Raw genomic sequence first — 21,979 nt, forward strand, 5'->3', positions numbered from 1 at the left:
CTCAATAAAACGAAGAATAAAGCTTTAAACTCTTAGCCCTTAAACAAGGCATGAACATTGTTCTGTTTATAATTTAAAACAGGATCAAGCTCTTCCATGGTAAAAGACAGTGCGAGGTAGCGTTTTGCCATTAAATCGGCAAAGTGGGTTTTGATCAGGTCGAAAATCATTTCCCCCGTTTTTTGTCTATCTTCAAGAGAGCGCCCAGCACCGATCTTCAACGTCATATGGACAAAAGCATAATCGTGCTTGCCATCGGCCATTTGCCAAGTATCCAGCCAAATAGCACGACTACGAATGCCACCTAATGGGAAGATACCGGTTCCCGCGAGGGCTTCATTCACTTTGGCGAAGAGCTCAGGTAGTTGAGCTTCATCACGAATATTTTCTGTACATTCTGCATAAAAATGAGGCATAACAATTCCTTATGCGGTGACAGCTTGTTTATCAGTAATATAGCTTGGCAGTGGGAACACGGCATTGATTTGCCCTGTGCCTGAGCTGGCAAACAAGTCAGTTAAAACTTCCACTTTCTCAGCGTATTTATCCCAACCTAACATACCTAGCAGCATCACAGTGTCGTGCATATGGCCTTCTCCATAGCAGTAATCTGCGTACTCAGGCAACATTTTGCAGAACTCTTCAAAACGACCTTCACGCCAAAGTTTGACGACACGTTTATCCATTTGCTCATCAAATTCACGCGTGTAGCTGTTCATGCCATCTTCGGCTTTTTGGTCATCAATAAAGCGGTGTGATAATGAACCACTCGCTAATACAGCGACGGTGCCATCGTATTTTTCAATCGCGGTTAGTACGGCTTCACCTAATTTGCGGCTGTCTTCAAAACTATGGGAAGTACAGAATGCTGAAATTGAGATAACTTTAAAGTGACGGTCACTATTCATATAGCGCATAGGAACTAATGTCGCATACTCAAGGGTTAAGCTTGGGATTTCATGAGCTTGAGCACGAACACCTAACTTACGCGCTTCCTCACCAATCATTTGACCTAATACTGAGTTCCCATCGTATTCATATTCCATATCGCGAATAAAATGAGGAAGCTCATTACTGGTATAAATACCTTTAAAGTGGTCAGCACAGTTAATGTGATAGGCGCTGTTGACTAACCAGTGCGTATCAAAAACGATAATGGTATCAACGCCTAATTCACGGCAGCGGCGGCTGATTTCTTTATGCCCATCGATAGCGGCTTGGCGGCATCCAAAGTTTTTACCTGGTAGTTCTGATAGGTACATGGATGGGACGTGTGTTATTTTTGCGGCGAGTGCCAACTTACCCATTTCATCCTCTCTTACCCGTTATATTTTGAGCTGTAGCGGTGTTGGCCGCACAAAACCACCCTAATCACATACTCATGTATGCTCATAGGGATGATTTCGCTTGCCGCCTAGCTACAACTCAAACTATTTAGGGTAAGGAACGAGTTTACCCATATTTGTTGTAGCTATTATTTATCATGAATCATTTACAGTTCAAATTTTCATGGGTATCTAATTGATAAATAAAATAAATTTATGAATCACACACCCCAGCGTGGGATGTTGTGGTCTCCGTAGGAGATACACACGTTCTTCATTTCTGCGAACACTTCGAAGCTGTACTCGCCACCTTCACGGCCTACACCGGAGGCTTTGACACCACCGAATGGTTGGCGCAGGTCACGCACGTTTTGGGTGTTAACAAACACCATTCCAGCTTCAATACTGCGTGATAAACGTAAAATCTTGCTGACATCTTGCGTCCAAATATACGAAGCAAGGCCGTACTCAATATCATTTGCCATGCGTAAACCGTCTTCTTCAGATTTAAACGGAATTAAACAAGCCACAGGCCCAAAGATCTCTTCTTGTGCAACACGCATGCGGTTATCGACATCAGCCAGTACGGTAGGACGTAAGAAATTACCGCCTTTGAGGTGGTCAGGTAGATCAGTCGGTTTGTCTGGGCCACCCGCTAACAAGGTTGCGCCTTCTTCCATACCTAAGCGAATATAACCCGAAACTTTGTTCCAGTGCTGCTGGCTGATCAATGCACCCACTTGGGTTTTCGGATCGTTCGGGTCACCGACGATCAAGCGGTTTGCACGTTCCGCAAAGCGTTTAACAAACTCAGGATAGATACTTTCTTGGATGAAAATACGTGAGCCAGCCGTACAGCGTTCGCCATTAATGGAGAAAATCGTAAACAGGGCAGCGTCTAGTGCACGCTCAATATCCGCGTCTTCAAAGACCAGTACCGGTGATTTACCCCCTAATTCCATGGAATACTTTTTCAAGCCTGCATTTTGCATAATAGTGCGGCCAGTAGCCGTGCCCCCAGTAAAGGAAACCGCACGGACATCATGGTGTTTGACTAAAGCATCTCCCGCAGTGCTACCGTAGCCTTGAACCACGTTCAAAACGCCTGCTGGAATACCGGCTTCCAGAGCCAGTTCACCAAGGCGATTCGCTGATAATGGTGATAACTCAGACATTTTCAGAACCGCAGTATTACCCAGTGCTAAACAAGGGGCGGTTTTCCATGTTGCGGTCATAAATGGCACGTTCCATGGGGAAATCAGCGCACAGACACCCACAGGTTGAACCAAGGTGTAGTTCATCATCTTGTCATCAACAGGGTAAGTACGGCCATTCATTTGCTGGCAAATTTCAGCAAAGAATTCAAAGTTGTGTGAAGCGCGTGGGATCAACACGTTTTTAGTTTGGTGAATAGGCAAACCAGTGTCTTTGGTTTCCATTTCTGCAATTTGCGGGACATTTTCGTCGATCAATTCACCAAGGCGACGCATTAAGCGAGCGCGCTCTTTCATCGGGGTATTGGACCATTTTGGAAATGCGTCTTTTGCTGCGGCAACGGCTTGGTTGATTTCGTCTTGTCCACCCGCTGCGACTTCAGCGAGTACTTCACCCGTTGCAGGGTTGGTGGTTTCAAAATAGTCTTTGCTAGCAACGTTTTTACCGTTGATCCAATGATTAATCTTAGTCATTACACACGTTCCTCATAGTCTTTTTCGCTGATAATGGTGTTGACCAGTTTGCCAACACCTTCAACTTCAACAATGACTTCGTCACCCGGCACGACATCAGACAACCCTTTTGGTGTCCCTGTCGCAATCATGTCTCCCGGTTGCAGTGTCATAAAGTCACTGAGGTAAGCAATTAAAAATGGAATATCGAAAATTAGATCGGCAGTGGTGCCTTTTTGACGTAATTCACCATTAACATAGGTGTATAAAGCCAAGTTATGGGGATCTTTAATGGCATCTTTATCGACGATCCAAGGGCCGATCGGCGTTAAGGTATCGCGGCTCTTAACACGTAAATTTGGGCGATAATAGTTCTCTAAATAGTCACGGATCGCATAGTCATTACACACGGTATAACCTGCGACATAATCCATGGCATCTTCTCTTGAGACCTTGTGAGCCGTTTTTCCAATCACCACCACTAACTCAGACTCATAATGCATATATTCAACATTATCAGGGCGAACAGAAACTTGGCGGTGGCCCGTTAAGCTGCTTTCTGCTTTTAAGAAAATTAAAGGTTCTTCAGGTGGCTTAAATTCTAATTCGGCAGCATGGTCCGCATAGTTCAAACCAAGGGCAAATAACGTTCCTTGAGCAGGGGGTAACCATTCAACATCAGGAGAATCACCCGCGATCACATCCCCATTAGGTAATGTAATGGCTTCGTTATCACCAACAGTGACGGAATATTCAGTGCCTTTAAAAAGGATTTTGGCGCGTTTTGTTATCGTAGACATTATTTTCCTCCTGCTGCCACAACGGTATTTTTCAGGCTAGGAAAGCCTTCCGCTTGGATAACCACGTCATCACCGGGTTTGATGGTGACACGTTGCTGTGGCGTTCCGAGCAGGATCACATCCCCTTGCTTTAAGGTGGCGAAGTCACTTAATGCAGCAACTAACTCACTCGCATCACGGATCAGATCTTTTGTTGACCAGCGATCCACTTCTTTGCCATTCACTAGGGTGATGATATCGACAGGCGTATTTAGCGAAGTAGCCACCATTTCACCGATTGGGCAGAAAGTATCACGGCATTTTGCTTTAATTGCAGGGCGATAGAAGGTGTCTTCTGGCAAGCTCACTTCATTTGCCAGCGCAAACCCAGCAATAAATTGATGAGCATCCTCTTTACTGACTTTGCGTGCATTTTTACCGATCACCAAAGCAAGCGTAGCGCCACTTTGCACTTCTTCACCTACAGGGTGCAAAATTTGCTCGCCTGAATTGATACGCGTATTACGCGGCTTAATAAACCACACAGGGGTTTTTGGTGGGGTCTTATAAGGGGCTTGCTGGAATGCCTCAAGCCAATGGCTAAGCTGGCTTTGATGATTGAGGGCAACGGCAAATACAGTGCCTTTCATTGACAACTCCTTAATGAAAAGAATTCAACTTTCGAGTAATTATTAATATATTAATAAAGTATAATTTTTAAATTAGCAATAGGTTTATGGAAATGTTAATTTTAATTGTGATCTCATTAACATAATTGAGTTATCTTTTTGTAAGATACTGTTATAAATGAATTTATTATTTTTTCAATTTTTTTTGATTTACAAAAAATTAACTTTAAAGTTGGATTTTAAATTATTTACTCATTAATATTTTAGGGTTTTTCTTTGAGATTGTTATTTGACCGTGCTACTCTTGAATAAGGCAAATTGGCGATGTAGAAATTCATGGTGATAACCAAAGGTTTCACTAAAGCATTGTGTCAATAAAGCACTGTGGCAGCCGCCATAAAATACCTAAATTAGGCTAAATAACGTTAATTAAGTGGTGAGTTTTAAGCTTATGCATGAATCATTGACAATTGCATTACTGCAGGCAAGGGAAACCGCAATGGGTTTTTTCCGGCCGATATTAAAGTCGTATAATTTGACTGAACAGCAATGGCGTATCATTCGCGTTTTAGCTGATAAGCGTTCAATTGATTTTCATGAATTATCAGTCCAAACCTGTATTCTGCGCCCAAGTTTAACGGGGATCCTAACCCGTATGGAGCGCGAAGGTTTAATTTTCCGCTTAAAACCGTTGAATGATCAGCGCAAATTATATGTCTCTTTGACACCAGCAGGGCAAGAGCTGTATGACAAAGCACGGCAGGAAGTGGAAGAAGGTTATCAAAAAATCGAGCTGGCATTTTCGCCAGAGAAAATGCAGCAATTGACCGCACTGTTGGATGAGCTAATCGCTTTAGAGAGCCCAGACTACAGTGAGATGAATAAGCGGAAAAGCGCCTAAATTTTCGTCATATTTCGAGCTCTAGCTGTGTTGGCTTCTTTCGGCTATTTGGGTCACATACTGATGTATGCTCCCCAAACTATCCTCAATTGCCGCCTTGCTAGAGTTCGAACTATTTAGAAAATTAATTTGTCTTCGTCATATTTCGCATTGTGACATTGTTGCTGGCGCTGGCTACTGGGTCACATACTGATGTATGCTCCCAAAACTATCCTCAATTGCCGCTTTGCTAGAGTTCGATATTTAGAAAATTAATTTGTTTTCGTCATATTTCACATTGTGACATTGTTGCTGGCGCTGGCTACTGGGTCACATATTGGTGTGTTTTCATCGGACTTTCTTTAATTGTCGCCTTCTTATAATTCGAATTATTTAGAATATAGTTATTACTTAAATAATTCACTTTTCCGTTTAGATTCACTGAAGTTGAACTTCATTTATACTTTTAGTTGAGTAGCCAATCCCTCACTGTCATATCTTATTTGTAATTGTGAAATTACCTATAGGTTACTTGTGACAAATTCTTCAGAAAAATCATTCCTAATAAAATCAAATGATTGATTTTCAGTATATAACGTTAGATTTTATCGTTAATTGCAATTTGGTTAAATTAATATAGTGAAATGGCGCAAAAAACAATATTAAGAATGAAAGCATTAATTTTTAGTCATGGTGGATTTTTTTTATCTAAAAGCAGTTAATGAGAATAAGTTACATTACGGTAAATTTACTGTTCGTAACGAAAATTTAGATAACATGACAAAATATCAAATTATGTGGCGTTTATTATGCTTATCGTTGTTTATGATTTCTCCTTATGGCTACACGGAAAATCAATTATTCCCTTCCACGAATGAAAGTATTCAATTTGAACAGAAACAACGGTTAGAATCGGAGTTAATCCAACGTAACCTATTGGAAAAACACAATGTAATCACCGTTGATGATACTTTTTCCAAACACGGTCAAGATGAAATCTGTTTCCCGGTCGATAAGATCCAATTTGTCGGTGCCACACAACTCACCAGTAAAACTCAGACTCAGTTAACCTCACCTTACTTAAAACGCTGCCTCACGCTAGGTGAAATACATAAGCTCACTAAGCATGTGACTAATTACTATATAGAACAGGGGTTTATTACCTCTCAAGCCATCATTCCTGAGCAAGATTTATCGTCACATCATCTCGCCTTACAAATGATTGAAGGAAAGATTGAAACTATCGAGATTGATAACTCCCCAGAGCGCCTAGTTCATCAAATATTTCCTTATCAACAAGGTAAAATATTAAATCTACGGGATATTGAACAAGGGTTGGAGCAACTCAACCGGTTATCGTCCGCTAAGTACACTATCGATATCCAGCCAGGAAGCCAAAATAGCTACTCTCGGATTATTATTCATCAGCAAGGGAAAAAATGGCCTATTACGGGCCAATTGAACTTCGATAATTCAGGGATGAAAGCAACAGGAAAACAGCTGATTACAGGCGGTTTGACGGTAGATTCCCCATTAGGGTTTGGTGAGCAGTGGTCAGCCTCGGCCAATACCGATATGGATGGAAGTACATCCCATCATAATCGTTATATCGTTGCGAATGTGAATGTGCCTTATGGTTATTGGTCATACCGTTATCAATTTTACCGTAACAGTACGTTACAACCGTTTTATGCATCGGGTCAGCAATACCGTTATGAAGGCAAAAATACCAACCAACAATTTGATGTCAGCCGCTTAATTTATCGCGATGGCAAACAGCGTCTAACCTTACAAGGCAGTTTGAAACATAAAAATGCCCGCACTCAGTTAGCTTCCCAAACCCTGAGTATCAGCAGCCCAACTTTAACCTCGCTCTCATTTACCCCGCAGTACAGCACTACCCTCGGACAAGGCTACTTCACGTTAAACCCTGCTGCTGAATGGGGAATATCCGCCTTTGGCGCCTCACCGGACACCCTCGCGAAAGATTCACCACGAAGCCATTACCGCAAATTCAGTCTAAGTAGCAGTTATCAGTATTTTTTCTCTAATGGTTTGACCTATTTAACGTCATTTTACAGTCAATACTCCCCCGATAATTTATACGGCATTGAACGTATAAGTATTGGAGGCCAGTATTCCGTCCGTGGTTACCATGAGCAGTCTTTGAGTGGTAACCGAGGTGGCTATTGGCGTAATGAAATCAATAAAGGCATCGCTAATACGGCAATTGGGCAACTGCGTTTTATCGGAGCGCTAGATTACGGGTTTATTGCCTCAGATAAATACCACGTTGAACATGACACTTTAGCCGGCGGAGCCGTTGGCCTCTCTTTTACAGGCAATAGCCTAATTTATTCTCAGTTTCTACTCAGTAAACCTTTGCATTATCCCTCACAACTTAAACCAGACAATTGGTCGGCTTATTGGTCGGTCTCATTCTCTCTGTAGCTTTACGTTTTTAAAGGATTATTTATGCTAAATGAACAATTACCTTCTCGCTCTAAGCGGATATTAAGTTACACCATTATTTTCTTAACCGCAGTCTACCCCTTACATCCCGCTTGGGGCGCAGCCATGACGGCGGCAGATAAAAACACCCAAATCAGCCAACAAAATAACGTCCCGATTATTAATATCTCCACGCCGAATGGGGCAGGAATATCCCACAATAAATTCCAACAATTTAATGTCGATAAACAAGGTGCGGTACTCAACAACGCCACCACTAATGTGAATTCCCAAATTGCAGGGCAAATCAAAGCCAATACGAATTTAAAGGGAAATGCCGCTAATCTGATTATCAACGAAGTTACCGGCAGTAGCCGCTCAGAATTACAAGGTAAGTTGGAAGTAGCAGGCAAAGGGGCGAATGTCTTAATTGCTAACCCGAATGGGATTACCTGCAATGGCTGTAGCTTTGTGAATACCCCTGCGATTACCTTAACCACGGGAAAACCTATTCTGGATAACAAGGGGGCTTTGTCTGCGGTTGAGGTGAAAAAAGGCAGTGTGGTTATCGGCGCCAATGGCATGAATACCGAAGTGCAAACGTATGCCGATATTATCAGCCGCGCCACCGAACTAAATGGGCAAATCAAAGCCAAGAACCTGACCCTGATGCAAGGCACCAACCGTGTTGACTTTCAAAAAGGCACCGTGACACCGATTGCGGGTGAAGGAGCAAAACCCAGTATTTCGGTAGATACCAAAGCACTGGGTGGAATGTATGCCAATCAAGTGAAATTGGTCAGTACGGAATCAGGGGTTGGGATTAACCTCAGCAATGTGCAAGCCAACCAACATGACCTGACGTTAACCGTCGATGGCAAAATTACCCTTGCAGGCAATATTCAAGGGAAAAAAGACATCAATATCAGCACCAAAAACCTGCACATTAACGCTAATGTCAACGTGAATGCCGCCAAAGACATCACATTGGCCACCAATACTCTTATCAACAATGGTCAAGTTACCGCAGGCAAAGATATGCGTGTCTTTGCTGATTCAATAAGCAATACGGGCAATAGTGCGCTTATTCAAGCACAAGATAATCTGTGGATGCAAAAAAATGCCAAAGGGGATTTGAGTACCCTGATTGAGAATAAATCAGGAACGATAAAGACCAATACGGGGGATTTGGTGGTTCGGACGAAGAAACTGACAAATACGGCGAATGCATCTCCCATAAAAACTTCTAATATCAATGCAACAACTAACTATAGTGAAGATTTTGTCTCATCTTACTTTGGAAAAAGGCAAGGTGTTGTCTCGATTATTTCACTCTATCCTCGATTAGAGAGCTTCTCCTATAAAAAATGGTTCGGAAAAATTGATTTAATCAACAGTGACAGCATTAATGTTGAGCGGAAACAATATCTAAATCAAGGGGGGATTGGCGTTATAGCATCAGGGAAAAACGCCTATATTAATGCAAATGATTTAGTGAGTGATTTTGGACAAATCACTGCAAAAAATAATGTGATATTGACGGGACAAAATGCATCTATTTCCGTGTTTAATTCAGGTAAATTAGACCATTGGTATAAATACGATACCTCTTATAAAGATTTAGGGAAATTTGCAGATGAAAGCGATGATGATGGAACTTATGATATTTTTTATGTTAGTGAGCCGGTAGATTTTAAATTAATCGATAAACTTTATTCTTGGGCTCCCGAAGCCTTAAATTATAAAACGATATCTGCTGGAAATAATGTTGTTCTTGATTTTAAAAACGCCATTAATCTAGAAAGTAAACTTCCTAATACTGAAAAGACCATAGCAAAAATAGTACAAGTAGGTAATCCATCTTTTTCCATTACTGCAAAAAATATTGTCTTAAATTCTAATAATATAAATATTTCTACCAACTTACAGTCTGAAAACGATCTGTCTATCATTGCAGGTCAAAACATTAATATTAATCATGCACAGCTCGTTGCAAAACAATCACAAAGCCTAATTGCCAACAACGACCTTAACCTTAAACAAGTCAATTTAACAGCTAAAGACAGTACCTTGATTGCGAAAAATGGCAATCTTCAATATAGCTTAAATCCTGTCTCTGCTTTTAAGGATAATGTCTTATCTCCTCCGGTTATCAACGCCGCAAACTCGTTACATATCCAAGCCGGTAAAAACATCACTTTTGATAATGCGCAGTTAGCCAAAACGAATAAACTTACCCTCAGTGCCAATGACAATATTGTTGTTCGTCGCGATGAACGCAATTTAATGAAACTCGCGGTTTCAGAGCCTGTCACCAATATTAATGCGTTACTCACAAAAACAGGAAATTGGACAAGTTCAGGGGAAATAAACCTCACCGCCGGTAAAAATATTGAAGCGCGTGGCATTGCTTTCAACAGTGGTAAATTACTGACGTTCAATGCAGGCCAAGATATTTTATTAGGCTCAAAAGCCATAAAAGATGTCGATAATGTATTTAAAACCAATCGCTATCCAGAGTTGCGTTCTCAGCTCATCGCGAATGGCAATATCACGTTAAATGCCGCTCGTGATATTGACTTGCAGTCGGCTAACCTTCAATCCACAGACAAGGTCATAGCGCTTTCAGGTCGTGATATTAAATTAACGGCTACCGCTTACTCTGCCATTCCCAACCCCAGTGAAGATAACCAAGATGTGCGTTATGTGACCTCGACACTTTCCGGAGATAAAGGCGTCACTCTGGCCTCCAATGGCGCACTCACTGCACAAGGTAGCACAATCAAATCCCTAAGTGACATCACACTCTCAAGTGGGGGAAATGTACGCTTAGAGTCAGTTAAAACGAACTATCGAAAACAGTCAGGGAAAAAATTTGAAGAGTTATATCGCCAAATTGGCACTGAAATTAACAGTGGTAAAACCCTGACCATTTTGTCAGAGGGGAGCATTCTTTTCCAAGCCTCACGTCTCGTTGCCAAAGGCGCGATGGATATTGCAGCAAAAGGCGGCTATCTCTACGCCCAAGCCATGGAAGAAAGCAGTTACTTCGAAGAGTATAAAAAGAAATGCAATAGATGGACGCTTTGTATTACGAAAAAGGAAGTGAGAAAAACACGCAGTGATAAAACCAATAAAGTCACTGAGTTTACTGCTGGTGGCGATATTAATCTGTATGCCAAGGATGATGTCACATTAGAAGCGACCAAAATTAATGCGGGCAAGAATGCCAAAATCACCAGCCAAACGGGCAAGGTCAATTTTAAAGCGGTCAAAAACTCGCAATTTGAACAGGTGATTACAAATTCTAATGGTTTTTATATCACCCAACGTAATAAAGGCTATACCTCAGATAAATGGGTTTTACCTGCATTGCATATTGGTGGAAAACTAACAGTTGATGCGAATAAAGGGATCACTGCGGATGTTAAATCGAAAAATGGTCAGAGCTTAGAAAATGCCTTAGAGGCTCTTGGTAAAACAGAAGGTACACAGTGGCTTGCAGGCTTAAAAGACCGTGAAGATGTTCAGTGGAACTTAGTTAAAGACGCCTATGACAGTTGGGATTATAAAAGCCAGAGTTTAAACCCGGTTGCTGCTGCGTTGATTATGATAACCGTTGCAGCGATGACGTCAGGTACAGCAACTAAATTTGCGGCTTGGGCAGCATCCGGTAGCAGTGGTACGAGTGCTGCAGTGATATCAGGCGCGGCTTACTCTGGTATGACAGCTCTTTCAACACAAGCAGCGATCGCACTGGCTGAAAACCAAGGAAACCTATCGAAAGCGCTTAATTCACTAGGTAAAAGCGAAACAGTTAAATCTATTGTTGCTCAAATGGTGATCTCCGGGGCGCTTAATGGTTTAGATGTCAAAATGGGATGGACAAAAGGGAATCCGGGGAATGCTAAGTTACCTTTATTAAGTAATGGGGATTGGAATAAGGTTGCTCAGCGTGTTGCCGCGCAATCTGTGATTAGTTCAACCGTGAATACCACGATCCAAGGTGGCAGCTTTACCGATAACTTTAAGAGTGCCTTACTCAGTAATATTGGTAATCAGGTGAATGCGGAAGGTGCAAAGCTAATCGGAGATAAAGGGGACATCTTAGGTCATTCAGGCAAGCTTTTAGGTCACTCTGTAGTTTCAGGGATTAGCGCTGAAATTGCAGGCGGAAATGCAAAAGGAGCTATAGTGGGTAGTCTTGCTGTTCAGTTAGCAGGGGTCACACTAAACAACAATTTAATTAATGAAAAAGAATGGCAAAAAGATTCTGAGAAATACGCTCAATTATCCCGCGTGTTAGGGGGATTTGCGGGTGCAATATTCACTGGTAACGCAGGAGGGGTCTACAGTGGTGCGGACTCGGGAGAAAGTACCTTCAGGTTTAATCACTTACTTCATGAACTTGCAATGGATTTTGATAATGAAATGCAAAAGTGTGCTGGTAATACAAACTGCGAAGCTACACAAATAAAAAAATATGCTATATTCAGCTTAATAAACAGTGGCAATTTAGATTTAGAAATAACTAATAACCCATTAGTTACACAAGATATCACTAAAACGAGAATATCAAATGCATTTGATTTAGCTAAAAGGCCTTACTGGGCTAGTTATCTAGGTTTTGATGTCATGCAAAATGACCTAGCAAAACAATACTTAATGTATTGGAACTCACAAGACTTAAATAAAATAAACGCAAAAACACCGGGTTGGACAAAAGCAGCAGTATTAATATCAGATCCTGAAGTACAAGCCTCAGTTATTTCATTAGGTTGGATAGGAAAACAACTTATACAAAAGAGTGTATTTACAGTGTCAAAACTAGGCTCTGATGAAATAACATTAATGATAAAAAGTACACAAACGGGCCTTAAAAATCCTAGTCAAATAGATCAAATGAAAATAGATATGCTCAGCAATAACTATAGATTCACTGCACCAGAAGGTATTATTGCTGGATACGTCGATAAAAAAGGTATTCATTATATATCAGAAGGCAATCATAGAATGGTAGCAGCTAAAGAAATATATGTTAAAACAGGTGACTCGCAGTATATTAATAAATTGATTGAAAATGGTAGATGGACTGTAGTTGAATCTGCTCCTGCTGGAGCAAAACCATTACCATCTAGAAACTAATAGGGTAATATCATGACAAAAAATGAAATATATGTAGACATGTTATTTTGGATCCTTCCATACATAAGAAATATTCAATCTCAGGATAAAAAAATAAAATCTAAGGATTTATCATGTTATTATGAATCTGAGCTAATACATAACTTACCAAATAAAATTCTAACGAATGAGTTCACTAGTAGTGATATATCATTTTTAAACTACCAAGCTAAATACTATTATGAAAATTGCACTCCGAAAATCAGTGTGCTTTACTCAAAAAATATAGAATATATTAAAATGTTATTTATTTTAGTACCTGATGAGTTAAAAGATCAACTAACTTGGTCAGGTCCACAAAATAATTCTATAGTTAATCAAGAAACGAATTAGCGTAAAATTTAATAGTTATTCATTCATTGTGGCGTTAATTTAAATATCCTAAATATTATATGGAGAGTGTAGTGGTACAGTGAACTTAACTAGTTAAAAATAAGTCTAATATATTGTTTTTAATGAATTTTAACTCCTTGTATCCATGATGGGTTCCGGTGTGGAACCTATAATGGGGAGCAGACCCCGAAAATCAACTTCTTCTTGTGAGTGGTAGATATTTAGCAAAACGATTAACTGATTTTACTATTAATTACTTTAGTCGAAATTCGTCTATAAAAATAATATCAACCTCAGAGATTGGAATGAAATGGTATTTACAAGGAGAGGGTAATACTCAAGAAATATTATGTGAAGATACGATCGCTAAAATCTTACCAGACTTAGCTAGCGTAAGTAATTTATTATCAAAAATGCAAATGTCATAAAATAGGATTCTATTGCATTAATAGACAATTGAATAAACACGGGCGGCTATAATTTTAGCCGCCCGTGAATTCTTATCGACACATTTTAGGTAATGTTTCTTTTTTGGGACTACTTACCCAGTAAGTGCAAGAAATGAATATGTTTTTCATATTGGTCTAGGATATCGTGAATGATCTGCTCTTTTGCCCAGCCGTAGTCTTGCCGACCTTCTTTTAAGTGAATCTCAGCACGATAGTAGCGTTGCTCCTCGCTCTTTTCATCATCACTTTCTGTCCCCATACCTGCTAAAGCAAAGGCTGGTTGAATGTAGTAACAGGGGAGAAATTCATAGAAAAAGTTTATATCTTTGCCTAAATCGACTTCAAAGCTAAATTACCAGTCCTTCCCACATGATTTAAATAACAGAGCAGTCGGTTTCTATATCTCAATTAGCAACAACGGCAATAATGCGAAGCTCAAGTTGTGTTTTAAATTCATCGCAAATGGCAATATCACGTTAAATGCCGCTCGTGATATTGACTTGCAGTCGGCCAACCTTAAATCCACAGACAAGGTCATAGCGCTTTCAGGTCGTGATACTAAACTATCCTCAATTGCCGCCGTGCTAGAGCTCGAATTATTTTGAATACCAATTTGTTTTCGTCATATTTCGCATTGTGGCATTGTTGCTGGCACTGGCGTGCGGATATACTTAATCGTTATGCAGCCATTTTGGTCGGCAGGCGTTGGTCTATCACATCTTGAATCACATTTAGCCGTTTCACATCTTCCAATGTAAAAAATTCCGCTCTATAAGCAGTCATGTGCCCCCCTTAATAGTTAGCTTACGTGACGGACACCTTAACTTAGCCCAGAGCGGACATTACAATTTTGCTATTACAGCGTTTGATCGCTTAAGCTCCTTTATGTTAACACTATGTATTAATTGCTTTTTTTATGCATTTTTTTATCTAAGTAGTCAATCCGTGATTGAATATCGGTGTAACCTAGTTGATAAGCTCTCTTGTATAAGTTGATCGCCTTCTCATAACTTTGAGGAACACCTAGTCCCTCCTCATACATTAAGCCCAAATTAATTAACCCGCCAAGCCCTTCTTTATTTGAAGCATCTTGATAGAGCTTTACTGCTTTATTGATATCGATTTGAACACCAAAGCCATGCTGATAAAGCAACCCCATTGAATTCATTGCCGCGGGATCTCCGTTTGCAATGCCTATTTCATAGCATTTTATTGCCTCATCATAATTTTCTAAGTCACTGTACAAATCACCTAATCGAGTAATCGCAAAATCATTACCGAATTTAATCGATTCTTTATACCATTTTTCAGCCAACTTAGTGTTTTTCTCTCCACCTCGACCATCTCTATATAAATCACCTAAACTCATCATGGCGCTGCTTGATTTATGCTTTTTAATTGCTATTTCAAACATTTCTTTAGCTTTGATGTAGTTATTTTCGTATTTATATAATATACCTAAATTGTAGTCCGCGGAGGATGACCCAAGTTCAGCGGCTTTTTGATAAAGTAAAATGGCCTCATCTTTTCTCCCTTGGTCTTCTGTTAGCATTGCCAAACGATTCATCCCGTTTGCATCATTCTTATCCGACAGTCTCTGATAAATTTCTTTTGCCTTTTCGAGGTTTTTTGCGACACCAGTGCCCGTTTCATAAAAACGCCCGACGATTAATAAAGCCTCATCATCCCCTTGTTTTGCTAAAGCCTCACACGCAAGAAAATTATTCTCTTCAGGAATACATTTAATCGCAGGTTCAGAATAAGACAATACGGGATTGCATAAGAGTAGGAATACAGTGACTATTGTAATTTTATTGTTTAACATAATCAAAATTCACCTAAGAAAAGTTTTCATAGGGGTCATAAACAAACCGCAGTAAATAGATAACCTCAACATTTTCTTGCATGACACGAGGATTTCGAGATACCCGAGATTTTAGAATAAAATCCATCCCTCGTAGAGTCGGAGGGATTACACCAAGTTCTGCTGCTGTATCTATTGTTCGTTTAACACCTTTTACTGATGTTACGCCAAAATCCTCTGTTCCTTTTACCCAGGGATTACTGAGTGCCGTTTTAACCGAAGGTTCATCACCATCACACCGATAATAAATTGATTCATCTAACCCGTTAGGGGTAAACATTCATTGGAGCGATTATGTGCGCTTTTAAGGTTTTTCAAAATTCGACGATAAATAGCCAACCTTTTTTCCATAGCTTCATTAGCATCCATGATTTCACCGTTTTTGCAGTAAAACCACTCTAAATCCCCACACTGCATACAATCCCCCACCTTATCCTTAAGTTAAACTTAAATCATAAATGAAAGAGAATTAAATGAATACATTTAACTTTGTGTTTATTGATTACCATAAGACCCATTATGCTAAACGAGCAAGTTTAGAGAATAAAACAGCCCGTTAGACATCATAAAACCGCCTCAGCGCGTTTTTAGCAACGTTGAGATTGAATGCGAAAACACACTGAAATCGTCGAAAAACATAAACCTGTTTTGTGGTGATTAACGATTTAACCAACCGAGTCAACGAGGGTCGTAGCCGAATCAATTAGGAAAAAGACACGTGGTCATGTCTGTCTATTTGAGGGATAAAACTTTCTTCTACTACGCCAGATTAGCTTGTGAAAAATATTTAAAAGTTCATTCGGAAGACTTAGCTAGCGTAAGTACTTTATTATCAAAAATGCAAATGTCATAAAATAGGATTCTATTGCATTAATAGACAATTGAATAAACATAGTCGGCTAACTTACTATCAAAAGGTAAGATCATTACGCTTTCAGACCATGATATTAAATTAGGCTTAATATCTCAAAATTAACCCCCCATCATAGAAAAAGAGCAGTTGCATGCCTCTGCGACTAACAAATTGGTTGAGGAAATTAATAAATTAAATTCTAAATCACAAGCCGAGAAGTTTGCAGTTGGGATTGGTGCTTATGATCCTTCTATGGAGAAAACAGCATTTGGGTTTAGTAATGGTAAAGTCAGTGCGGAACTCGTTATGTTTTTATTGCTTTATGTGAAAAAAAATGGCTTACTAAAGCCAAATGCTACATAAGGAAATCGCATGAAACACCAAATAATCATGAGAATAATTGGATCTGAACAGGGGTTAATCACGAAAGACCTTTCAAATTCAAAAAATGATGCGATCCTAATTAATTCAATTAGTTATTCTAGAGAAAAAGATGAAAAAATAGATATCACTCTTAAATATTTTATTGATGGGGAAGAACCTTCTATTATCAATTATAACAATGTCATTATTGACAGTATACAATCGTTATTTTGTGCTGAAGGATTCAATTTCGATGATAACCTTGCGATAAGATAAGGTAAACCGTATGAATTAATTCAAGTGATTTCATATAATTAAGTATTATAACCTTGATGGTGATTATTATAAATCACCACTATCAAAATGAAAAACAAGACTATTTACACCAATTAAGATAAACAGCTATATATTAGTATCAGAGGTCATAGTGAAAATAAGAAATATAGATAAGTTAAATAAAAATGACTTTATCAAACTTAGTTCAATTCATTCATCCATTGGAAAAGGGGATAATTTTGATTCATGGTTTGAAGAATCAGTATCAAGTAAAAAGATCCCCAAAATATTGTATTTGATTTATATTATTAACTATTTAACTCTTGTTTTTTTTATGGGGGCACCATTAATTCTATCACTAATACCTTTAACAATCGCATATTTAATCCCTGTGTTAATGGTTTTATTTATAGACTCAGTAAATAGTAAAATACCTTTTTTATTTTATCTATCCATAAAATTTAAACTTTTAATTCACTAATGAAAATAAAAAAATTATAAAATACTAATTTTCGTCACTATGTAATTCAAGAATCAATTTCAATTTTATTGCTGATGCTGTTAATGAATATAATAACATTGGCTTATTTCCTATAGCTAATTTTCTTTTATAATTTTCACTAGTCCATCTTTCTATTCTAAACCCGACGTTATCTGGAAAATAGCGTTCAAAAAAACCTAATTTTCTTAATCCTTTAGAAGTTTTTGTTGGTAATTGTCTTATTTCAGTTCTTTTCTTTGGATCAATAATTTTAAATGCTCCAAAACCGATATAAAGATTATTTACAAAATCAACATCATAATAAATTTTCTTAGCTGTGATGCTATCTCCACCTAATGCTATAGTACCTTGTTCTATTAAAAATTTAACTGGATCTTGTCTAAAGTTTATTTCACCATCAGTTAACTCATACGTAATATCAGAAATACCTTGATATACACGACCTCCACCATAGGCCATGCTTATCGCACCGGACGTTTTCATTCCGTGACTTCCAATTGTTTTACCTATTCTATAACTAAAAATACCAACTGCTGTTTGAATTGCACCACCTAATATATCAAGGCTCTTGTCACCATAAAAAAGCCAGCCTTCACCAAAATAAGACCTAGTTGCATTATATAGTTCTTTACTTGCCTTTCTTAATTGGGAATACGCTAATTTTTCTGATTCATATTCGAGTTTAATTTCCTCAGTGTATTTATATATATCGGGCCAATTCCCCGTTGAACCTATGTTCTCTCTAAACCAATCCCGAGTGCTATCTACTCGTTGATGCCTAGCATTATTATTATACAGTGCTATATTAAAATCAGCTCGGATCAACCTTATAACTTCATTTATTTCACTTCTGTAACCTTGTTTACAGTAGGGGTCGTCAAGAAAATACCTTGCAGATAACTCAGATATTTTTCTTAATTCATTTGCATACCATTCAAAGGTCTCTTCTGGGCTAGAGAACATTAAAAGCTCCTTTCTTCCCATATACTGCATGTACTAGTACCAGCAATAACATGCTCCCAGGTAACCGATTTAAATCGAAACGATACAGACTCTTCTGGTTGGGCTTGATTGTGAGTAACAGAATTAGGATAAAAACAATTTAGGTCAACAATTGAGGCATCTGTCAGTTTTATTTTATAATACAGCTCTAACCCACCATTCATTGATGTTCTATAAAAAGCAAAGTCGCACGTTAATATCTCACTCGATGTTAATGCTTGAGAAAGTAATGGAGAAGACTTATCAATTGGCTTACGAATACTAATAGGCTGAAAACTGACATTTTGATGCATCGATAAATTAGAAGACAACTCATTAATAAGAATTTCGTTTTCATGTCCCTTTTGATACTTATTCCCGATAGAATCTATCGATGAGCATCCTTTCGAGATTAAACCTTGTTTATTTCCTTTTAGCGTAAGATAAATTATATTCGCCATTTTAAGCATTCCCTTTGTCATTAAAAACCAATATAGATAGTTCACAATACCATATACATTACTTAAGTTAAATATCATGATTTAGCATAGATTGCGTTTACCTTGATTTTAAAATTTCCATAAGACCTATTATGGTAAACTGGCGAACTTAGTGTCTAAAACACCCGTTAGGCATCATAAAACCGCCTCAGCGCGTTTTTAGCAACGTTGAGATTGAATGCGAAAACACACTGAAATCGTCGAAAAACATAAACCTGTTTTGTGGTGATAGACGATTTAACCAACCAAGTTAACGAGGGTCGTAGCCGAATCAATTAGGAAAAAGACACGTGGTCATGTCTGTCTATTTGAGGGATAAAACTTACATGAGGGGAGAAAATAAGAGTGCTAATTTTGCTTGTGAGTATGATGGATTTTTAGATGATATGATTTTTAAAGAGGGTGTTTTTTTGCAATAAGTTATCCTCCAGAAAAAGAAGATGAAATAGTCGTCAGTGAATAAACTTGCTTTTACTATGCCAGATTAGCTTGTGAAAAATATTTAAAAGTTCATCCTGAAGACTTAGCTAGCGTAAGTACTTTATTATCAAAAATTCAAATGTCATAAAATAGGATTCTATTGCATTAATAGATAATCGAATAAACACAGGCGGCTATAATTTTAGCCGCCTGTGAATTCTTATCGACACATTTTAGGTAATGTTTCTTTTTTGGACTACTTACCTAATAAGTGTAAGAAATGAATGTGTTTTTCATATTGGTCTAGGATATCGTGAATGATCTGCTCTTTTGCCCAGCCCATCACATCGTAGTCTTGCCCACCTTCTTTTAAGTGAATTTCAGCGCGATAGTAGCGTTGCTCCTCGCTCTTTTCATCATCACTTTCTGTCCCCATACCCGATAACGCAAATGACGGTTGAATATAGTAACGGAGGCGAACTTCGTATAAAAAGTTCATATCTTCGCCTAAATCCACTTCAAAACCTATTCGGTCATCTTTATCAGTATGGATATGGCATACAGTACCTTGCTTAGCCAGTTCTTCAGATACCATTTCCATTGATGGCTTCACAGATTCTTCCATAAAGCGTTTAACATGCGCGCGTTTAGGGAAATATACGATGTTACGCAAGCGTCGCTGCCACGGAATAGGGTTACGGCTGGCAGTTGGTGCAATGGTCGCTAACTGTTGGCTATCGCGCTTATAGGCATCGACTCTTAAGGCTTTGAACAAGCCATAAATGGAGGCGAGCAAAACGACAGCAAAGGGAAGAGCACTCGCAATTGTCAGTGTTTGTAACGCTTGGAGACCACCTGCGAGTAACATTGTTATCGCAACGATACCCATTAAACCCGCCCAAAAGATACGTTGCCAAACAGGGGTATTAGAATCGCCGCCTGAAGCTAAAGTATCAACCACCATTGCTCCTGAATCCGCTGAAGTCACGAAAAACACAATGACCATTAGCATAGCAAAGAAAGATAAAACCGAAGAGAATGGAAAATAATTAAGGAATTCAAACAAAGCGAGAGATACGTCTGCCTGAACAGTTTCGGCTAATAAGGTTGCGCCTTTATTTTTAATTAAATCAATCGCTGTGTTACCGAAGAATGTCATCCACATTAAAGTGAAGCCAGCTGGGACAAATAATACCCCCATGACAAATTCACGAATACTACGACCGCGAGAGATACGGGCAATAAACATACCGACAAATGGCGACCAAGATAACCACCATCCCCAATACAGTAGTGTCCAGCCGCCTAACCAATTACTTGATTTGGGTTCATAGGCATAGAGATTGAAGGTTTTATTGACGATCTCTGAAAGGTAGCCACCTGTATTCTCAACGAAAGATTTTAAAAGAAGCACAGTTGGCCCTAAAGCAACGATTAATACGAGCAATAGAAATGCGAGGCCAAGATTGAGTTCCGATAAGATACGGATACCTTTATCTAGTCCTGAAACAACGGAAATTGTTGCAAGCCCTGTAAAAATGATGATCAAAGCCACTTGTACGGTTTCGCTGACTGGTAAACCAAATAAATGGTTCATCCCAGCGTTAACTTGCAGTACACCGAAGCCTAAAGATGTTGCAACACCAAATACCGTCCCTACTACTGCAAATACATCAACTGCATGGCCTATTGGGCCATAAATACGCTCACCAATAATGGGGTAAAGGGCAGAGCGTAATGTGAGAGGGAGGCCGTGGCGATAGCTAAAAAACGCTAAAATTAATGCGACAATGGCATAGATAGCCCAAGCATGTAATCCCCAGTGGAAGAACGTTAAGCGCATGGCTTCTTTTGCGGCTTCAACGGTTTGCGGTTCACCTACAGGTGGGTTGAGATAGTGCATTACGGGTTCTGCAACCCCAAAAAACATTAGCCCAATTCCCATACCTGCTGAGAAAAGCATGGCAAACCACGAGACATAGCTAAAATTGGGTTGGGCGTGGTCCGGGCCTAATTTTATTTGCCCATAACGGGAGAGTCCCAGATAAGTCACACTCAAAAGAATAATAGCGACGGCTAGAATGTAAAACCAGCTAGCATTATTGAATAAGTTTTGCTGAAGATGACTTAGATGAGATTCTGCGACTTCTGGCATCAAAGCGGCAAAGCCCACGATAACCAAAATAATAACGGCAGAGCTATAAAATACAGGGGGACTAATTTTAGAACGAATTTTTTTAGAATCAGTATCAATTTGACTCATAACAACCTTCTTTTGTTTTGTTTTATTTTATTTTTGGCATACCGATATCGACAAATATGCAGCGAGCTGTCCTTCTTAATGAAACAATGAATAATTGCGAAAAATTTCCCCTAAGGAAACGAGATAGAAAGAACAATAATATGGTGTTGAGGGCAGGCTAAACTGCCAAAAATAGCGATGAAACCCGAGTCTTTATCACCTTCATAAGTTAAAAAATAGGCGGTTATACTGCCATGATACGAGTGAATGATCAACAAGAT

The 21,979-nt window shown here is 39.0% G+C and carries 16 protein-coding genes and 2 pseudogenes; 7 read left to right on the top strand and 11 right to left on the bottom strand.

The window, feature by feature from the left end; translation table 11 throughout:
- Positions 1-32: 32 nt before the first annotated feature.
- The 5 genes from FVA72_RS04205 to FVA72_RS04225 all read right to left on the bottom strand — a co-directional run bounded on the left by FVA72_RS04205 (position 33) and on the right by FVA72_RS04225 (position 4,421).
- Positions 33-416 (bottom strand): 5-carboxymethyl-2-hydroxymuconate Delta-isomerase, encoded by a 384-nt coding sequence (locus FVA72_RS04205; protein ID WP_004905302.1) that lies wholly within the window; start codon positions 414-416, stop codon positions 33-35.
- A 9-nt stretch (positions 417-425) separates the two neighbouring features.
- The gene (gene hpaD / locus FVA72_RS04210; protein WP_004905296.1) at positions 426-1,307 is read right to left on the bottom strand and encodes a 3,4-dihydroxyphenylacetate 2,3-dioxygenase; all 882 of its coding nucleotides are present in this window, start codon (positions 1,305-1,307) and stop codon (positions 426-428) included.
- 239 nt (positions 1,308-1,546) lie between these two features.
- Positions 1,547-3,013 (bottom strand): 5-carboxymethyl-2-hydroxymuconate semialdehyde dehydrogenase, encoded by a 1,467-nt coding sequence (gene hpaE, locus FVA72_RS04215; protein WP_094962174.1) that lies wholly within the window; start codon positions 3,011-3,013, stop codon positions 1,547-1,549.
- Complete coding sequence (locus FVA72_RS04220) at positions 3,013-3,792, bottom strand: fumarylacetoacetate hydrolase family protein (RefSeq protein WP_094962175.1); 780 nt, start codon at positions 3,790-3,792, stop codon at positions 3,013-3,015. Before FVA72_RS04220 ends, hpaE begins: the two co-directional genes overlap by 1 nt.
- Positions 3,792-4,421 (bottom strand): fumarylacetoacetate hydrolase family protein, encoded by a 630-nt coding sequence (locus FVA72_RS04225; RefSeq protein ID WP_096864818.1) that lies wholly within the window; start codon positions 4,419-4,421, stop codon positions 3,792-3,794. Before FVA72_RS04225 ends, FVA72_RS04220 begins: the two co-directional genes overlap by 1 nt.
- A 430-nt stretch (positions 4,422-4,851) precedes the next feature.
- On the opposite strand from FVA72_RS04225, the gene hpaR reads away from it, so the two are divergent.
- From hpaR to FVA72_RS04245, 4 genes are all read left to right on the top strand, one after another.
- The gene (gene hpaR, locus FVA72_RS04230) at positions 4,852-5,301 is read left to right on the top strand and encodes a homoprotocatechuate degradation operon regulator HpaR (protein WP_110592370.1); all 450 of its coding nucleotides are present in this window, start codon (positions 4,852-4,854) and stop codon (positions 5,299-5,301) included.
- Between the two features lie 756 nt (positions 5,302-6,057).
- A complete protein-coding gene (locus tag FVA72_RS04235) occupies positions 6,058-7,731 on the top strand; it encodes a ShlB/FhaC/HecB family hemolysin secretion/activation protein (protein ID WP_165119653.1) in 1,674 nt (557 codons plus the stop codon).
- A gap of 24 nt (positions 7,732-7,755) precedes the next feature.
- Entirely contained in the window at positions 7,756-12,876 is a 5,121-nt protein-coding gene (locus tag FVA72_RS04240) for a DUF637 domain-containing protein (protein ID WP_110592368.1), read from the top strand.
- Positions 12,877-12,888: 12 nt separating this feature from the next.
- A complete protein-coding gene (locus tag FVA72_RS04245) occupies positions 12,889-13,248 on the top strand; it encodes a hypothetical protein (RefSeq protein ID WP_004905285.1) in 360 nt (119 codons plus the stop codon).
- 537 nt (positions 13,249-13,785) lie between these two features.
- Here the strand turns inward: FVA72_RS04245 and FVA72_RS04250 are convergent.
- From FVA72_RS04250 to FVA72_RS04260, 3 genes and pseudogenes are all read right to left on the bottom strand, one after another.
- Positions 13,786-14,043, bottom strand: a pseudogene (locus tag FVA72_RS04250) (choline transporter); the annotation flags it as partial.
- 555 nt (positions 14,044-14,598) lie between these two features.
- Complete coding sequence (locus FVA72_RS04255; RefSeq protein ID WP_110592366.1) at positions 14,599-15,522, bottom strand: SEL1-like repeat protein; 924 nt, start codon at positions 15,520-15,522, stop codon at positions 14,599-14,601.
- 13 nt (positions 15,523-15,535) lie between these two features.
- On the bottom strand, positions 15,536-15,841 hold the full coding sequence (locus FVA72_RS04260) for a hypothetical protein (protein WP_004905280.1): 306 nt from the start codon (positions 15,839-15,841) through the stop codon (positions 15,536-15,538).
- Between the two features lie 720 nt (positions 15,842-16,561).
- Between FVA72_RS04260 and FVA72_RS04265 the strand changes: the two genes are divergently transcribed.
- Both FVA72_RS04265 and FVA72_RS04270 read left to right on the top strand, forming a co-directional pair.
- Positions 16,562-16,777 carry a hypothetical protein gene (locus FVA72_RS04265; protein WP_004905277.1) on the top strand — a complete coding sequence of 72 codons (216 nt, stop codon included), beginning with the start codon at positions 16,562-16,564 and terminating at the stop codon, positions 16,775-16,777.
- A 9-nt stretch (positions 16,778-16,786) separates the two neighbouring features.
- The gene (locus FVA72_RS04270) at positions 16,787-17,053 is read left to right on the top strand and encodes a hypothetical protein (protein ID WP_110592365.1); all 267 of its coding nucleotides are present in this window, start codon (positions 16,787-16,789) and stop codon (positions 17,051-17,053) included.
- A gap of 505 nt (positions 17,054-17,558) precedes the next feature.
- Here FVA72_RS04270 and FVA72_RS04275 read toward each other — a convergent pair.
- Positions 17,559-18,518, bottom strand: coding sequence for a hypothetical protein (locus FVA72_RS04275; protein ID WP_036958546.1), 960 nt, complete (start codon positions 18,516-18,518; stop codon positions 17,559-17,561).
- On the bottom strand, positions 18,518-18,997 hold the full coding sequence (locus tag FVA72_RS04280; RefSeq protein ID WP_110592621.1) for an Hcp family type VI secretion system effector: 480 nt from the start codon (positions 18,995-18,997) through the stop codon (positions 18,518-18,520). Before FVA72_RS04280 ends, FVA72_RS04275 begins: the two co-directional genes overlap by 1 nt.
- A gap of 514 nt (positions 18,998-19,511) precedes the next feature.
- Here FVA72_RS04280 and FVA72_RS21935 point away from each other — a divergent pair.
- Positions 19,512-19,604, top strand: a pseudogene (locus FVA72_RS21935) (ribonuclease toxin immunity protein CdiI); the annotation flags it as partial.
- Between the two features lie 108 nt (positions 19,605-19,712).
- Here the strand turns inward: FVA72_RS21935 and FVA72_RS04285 are convergent.
- Positions 19,713-21,719, bottom strand: coding sequence for a BCCT family transporter (locus tag FVA72_RS04285; RefSeq protein WP_094963056.1), 2,007 nt, complete (start codon positions 21,717-21,719; stop codon positions 19,713-19,715).
- Positions 21,720-21,979 lie beyond the last annotated feature (260 nt).

The organism is Providencia sp. PROV061 (assembly GCF_011045655.1).
Classification (GTDB): domain Bacteria; phylum Pseudomonadota; class Gammaproteobacteria; order Enterobacterales; family Enterobacteriaceae; genus Providencia; species Providencia hangzhouensis.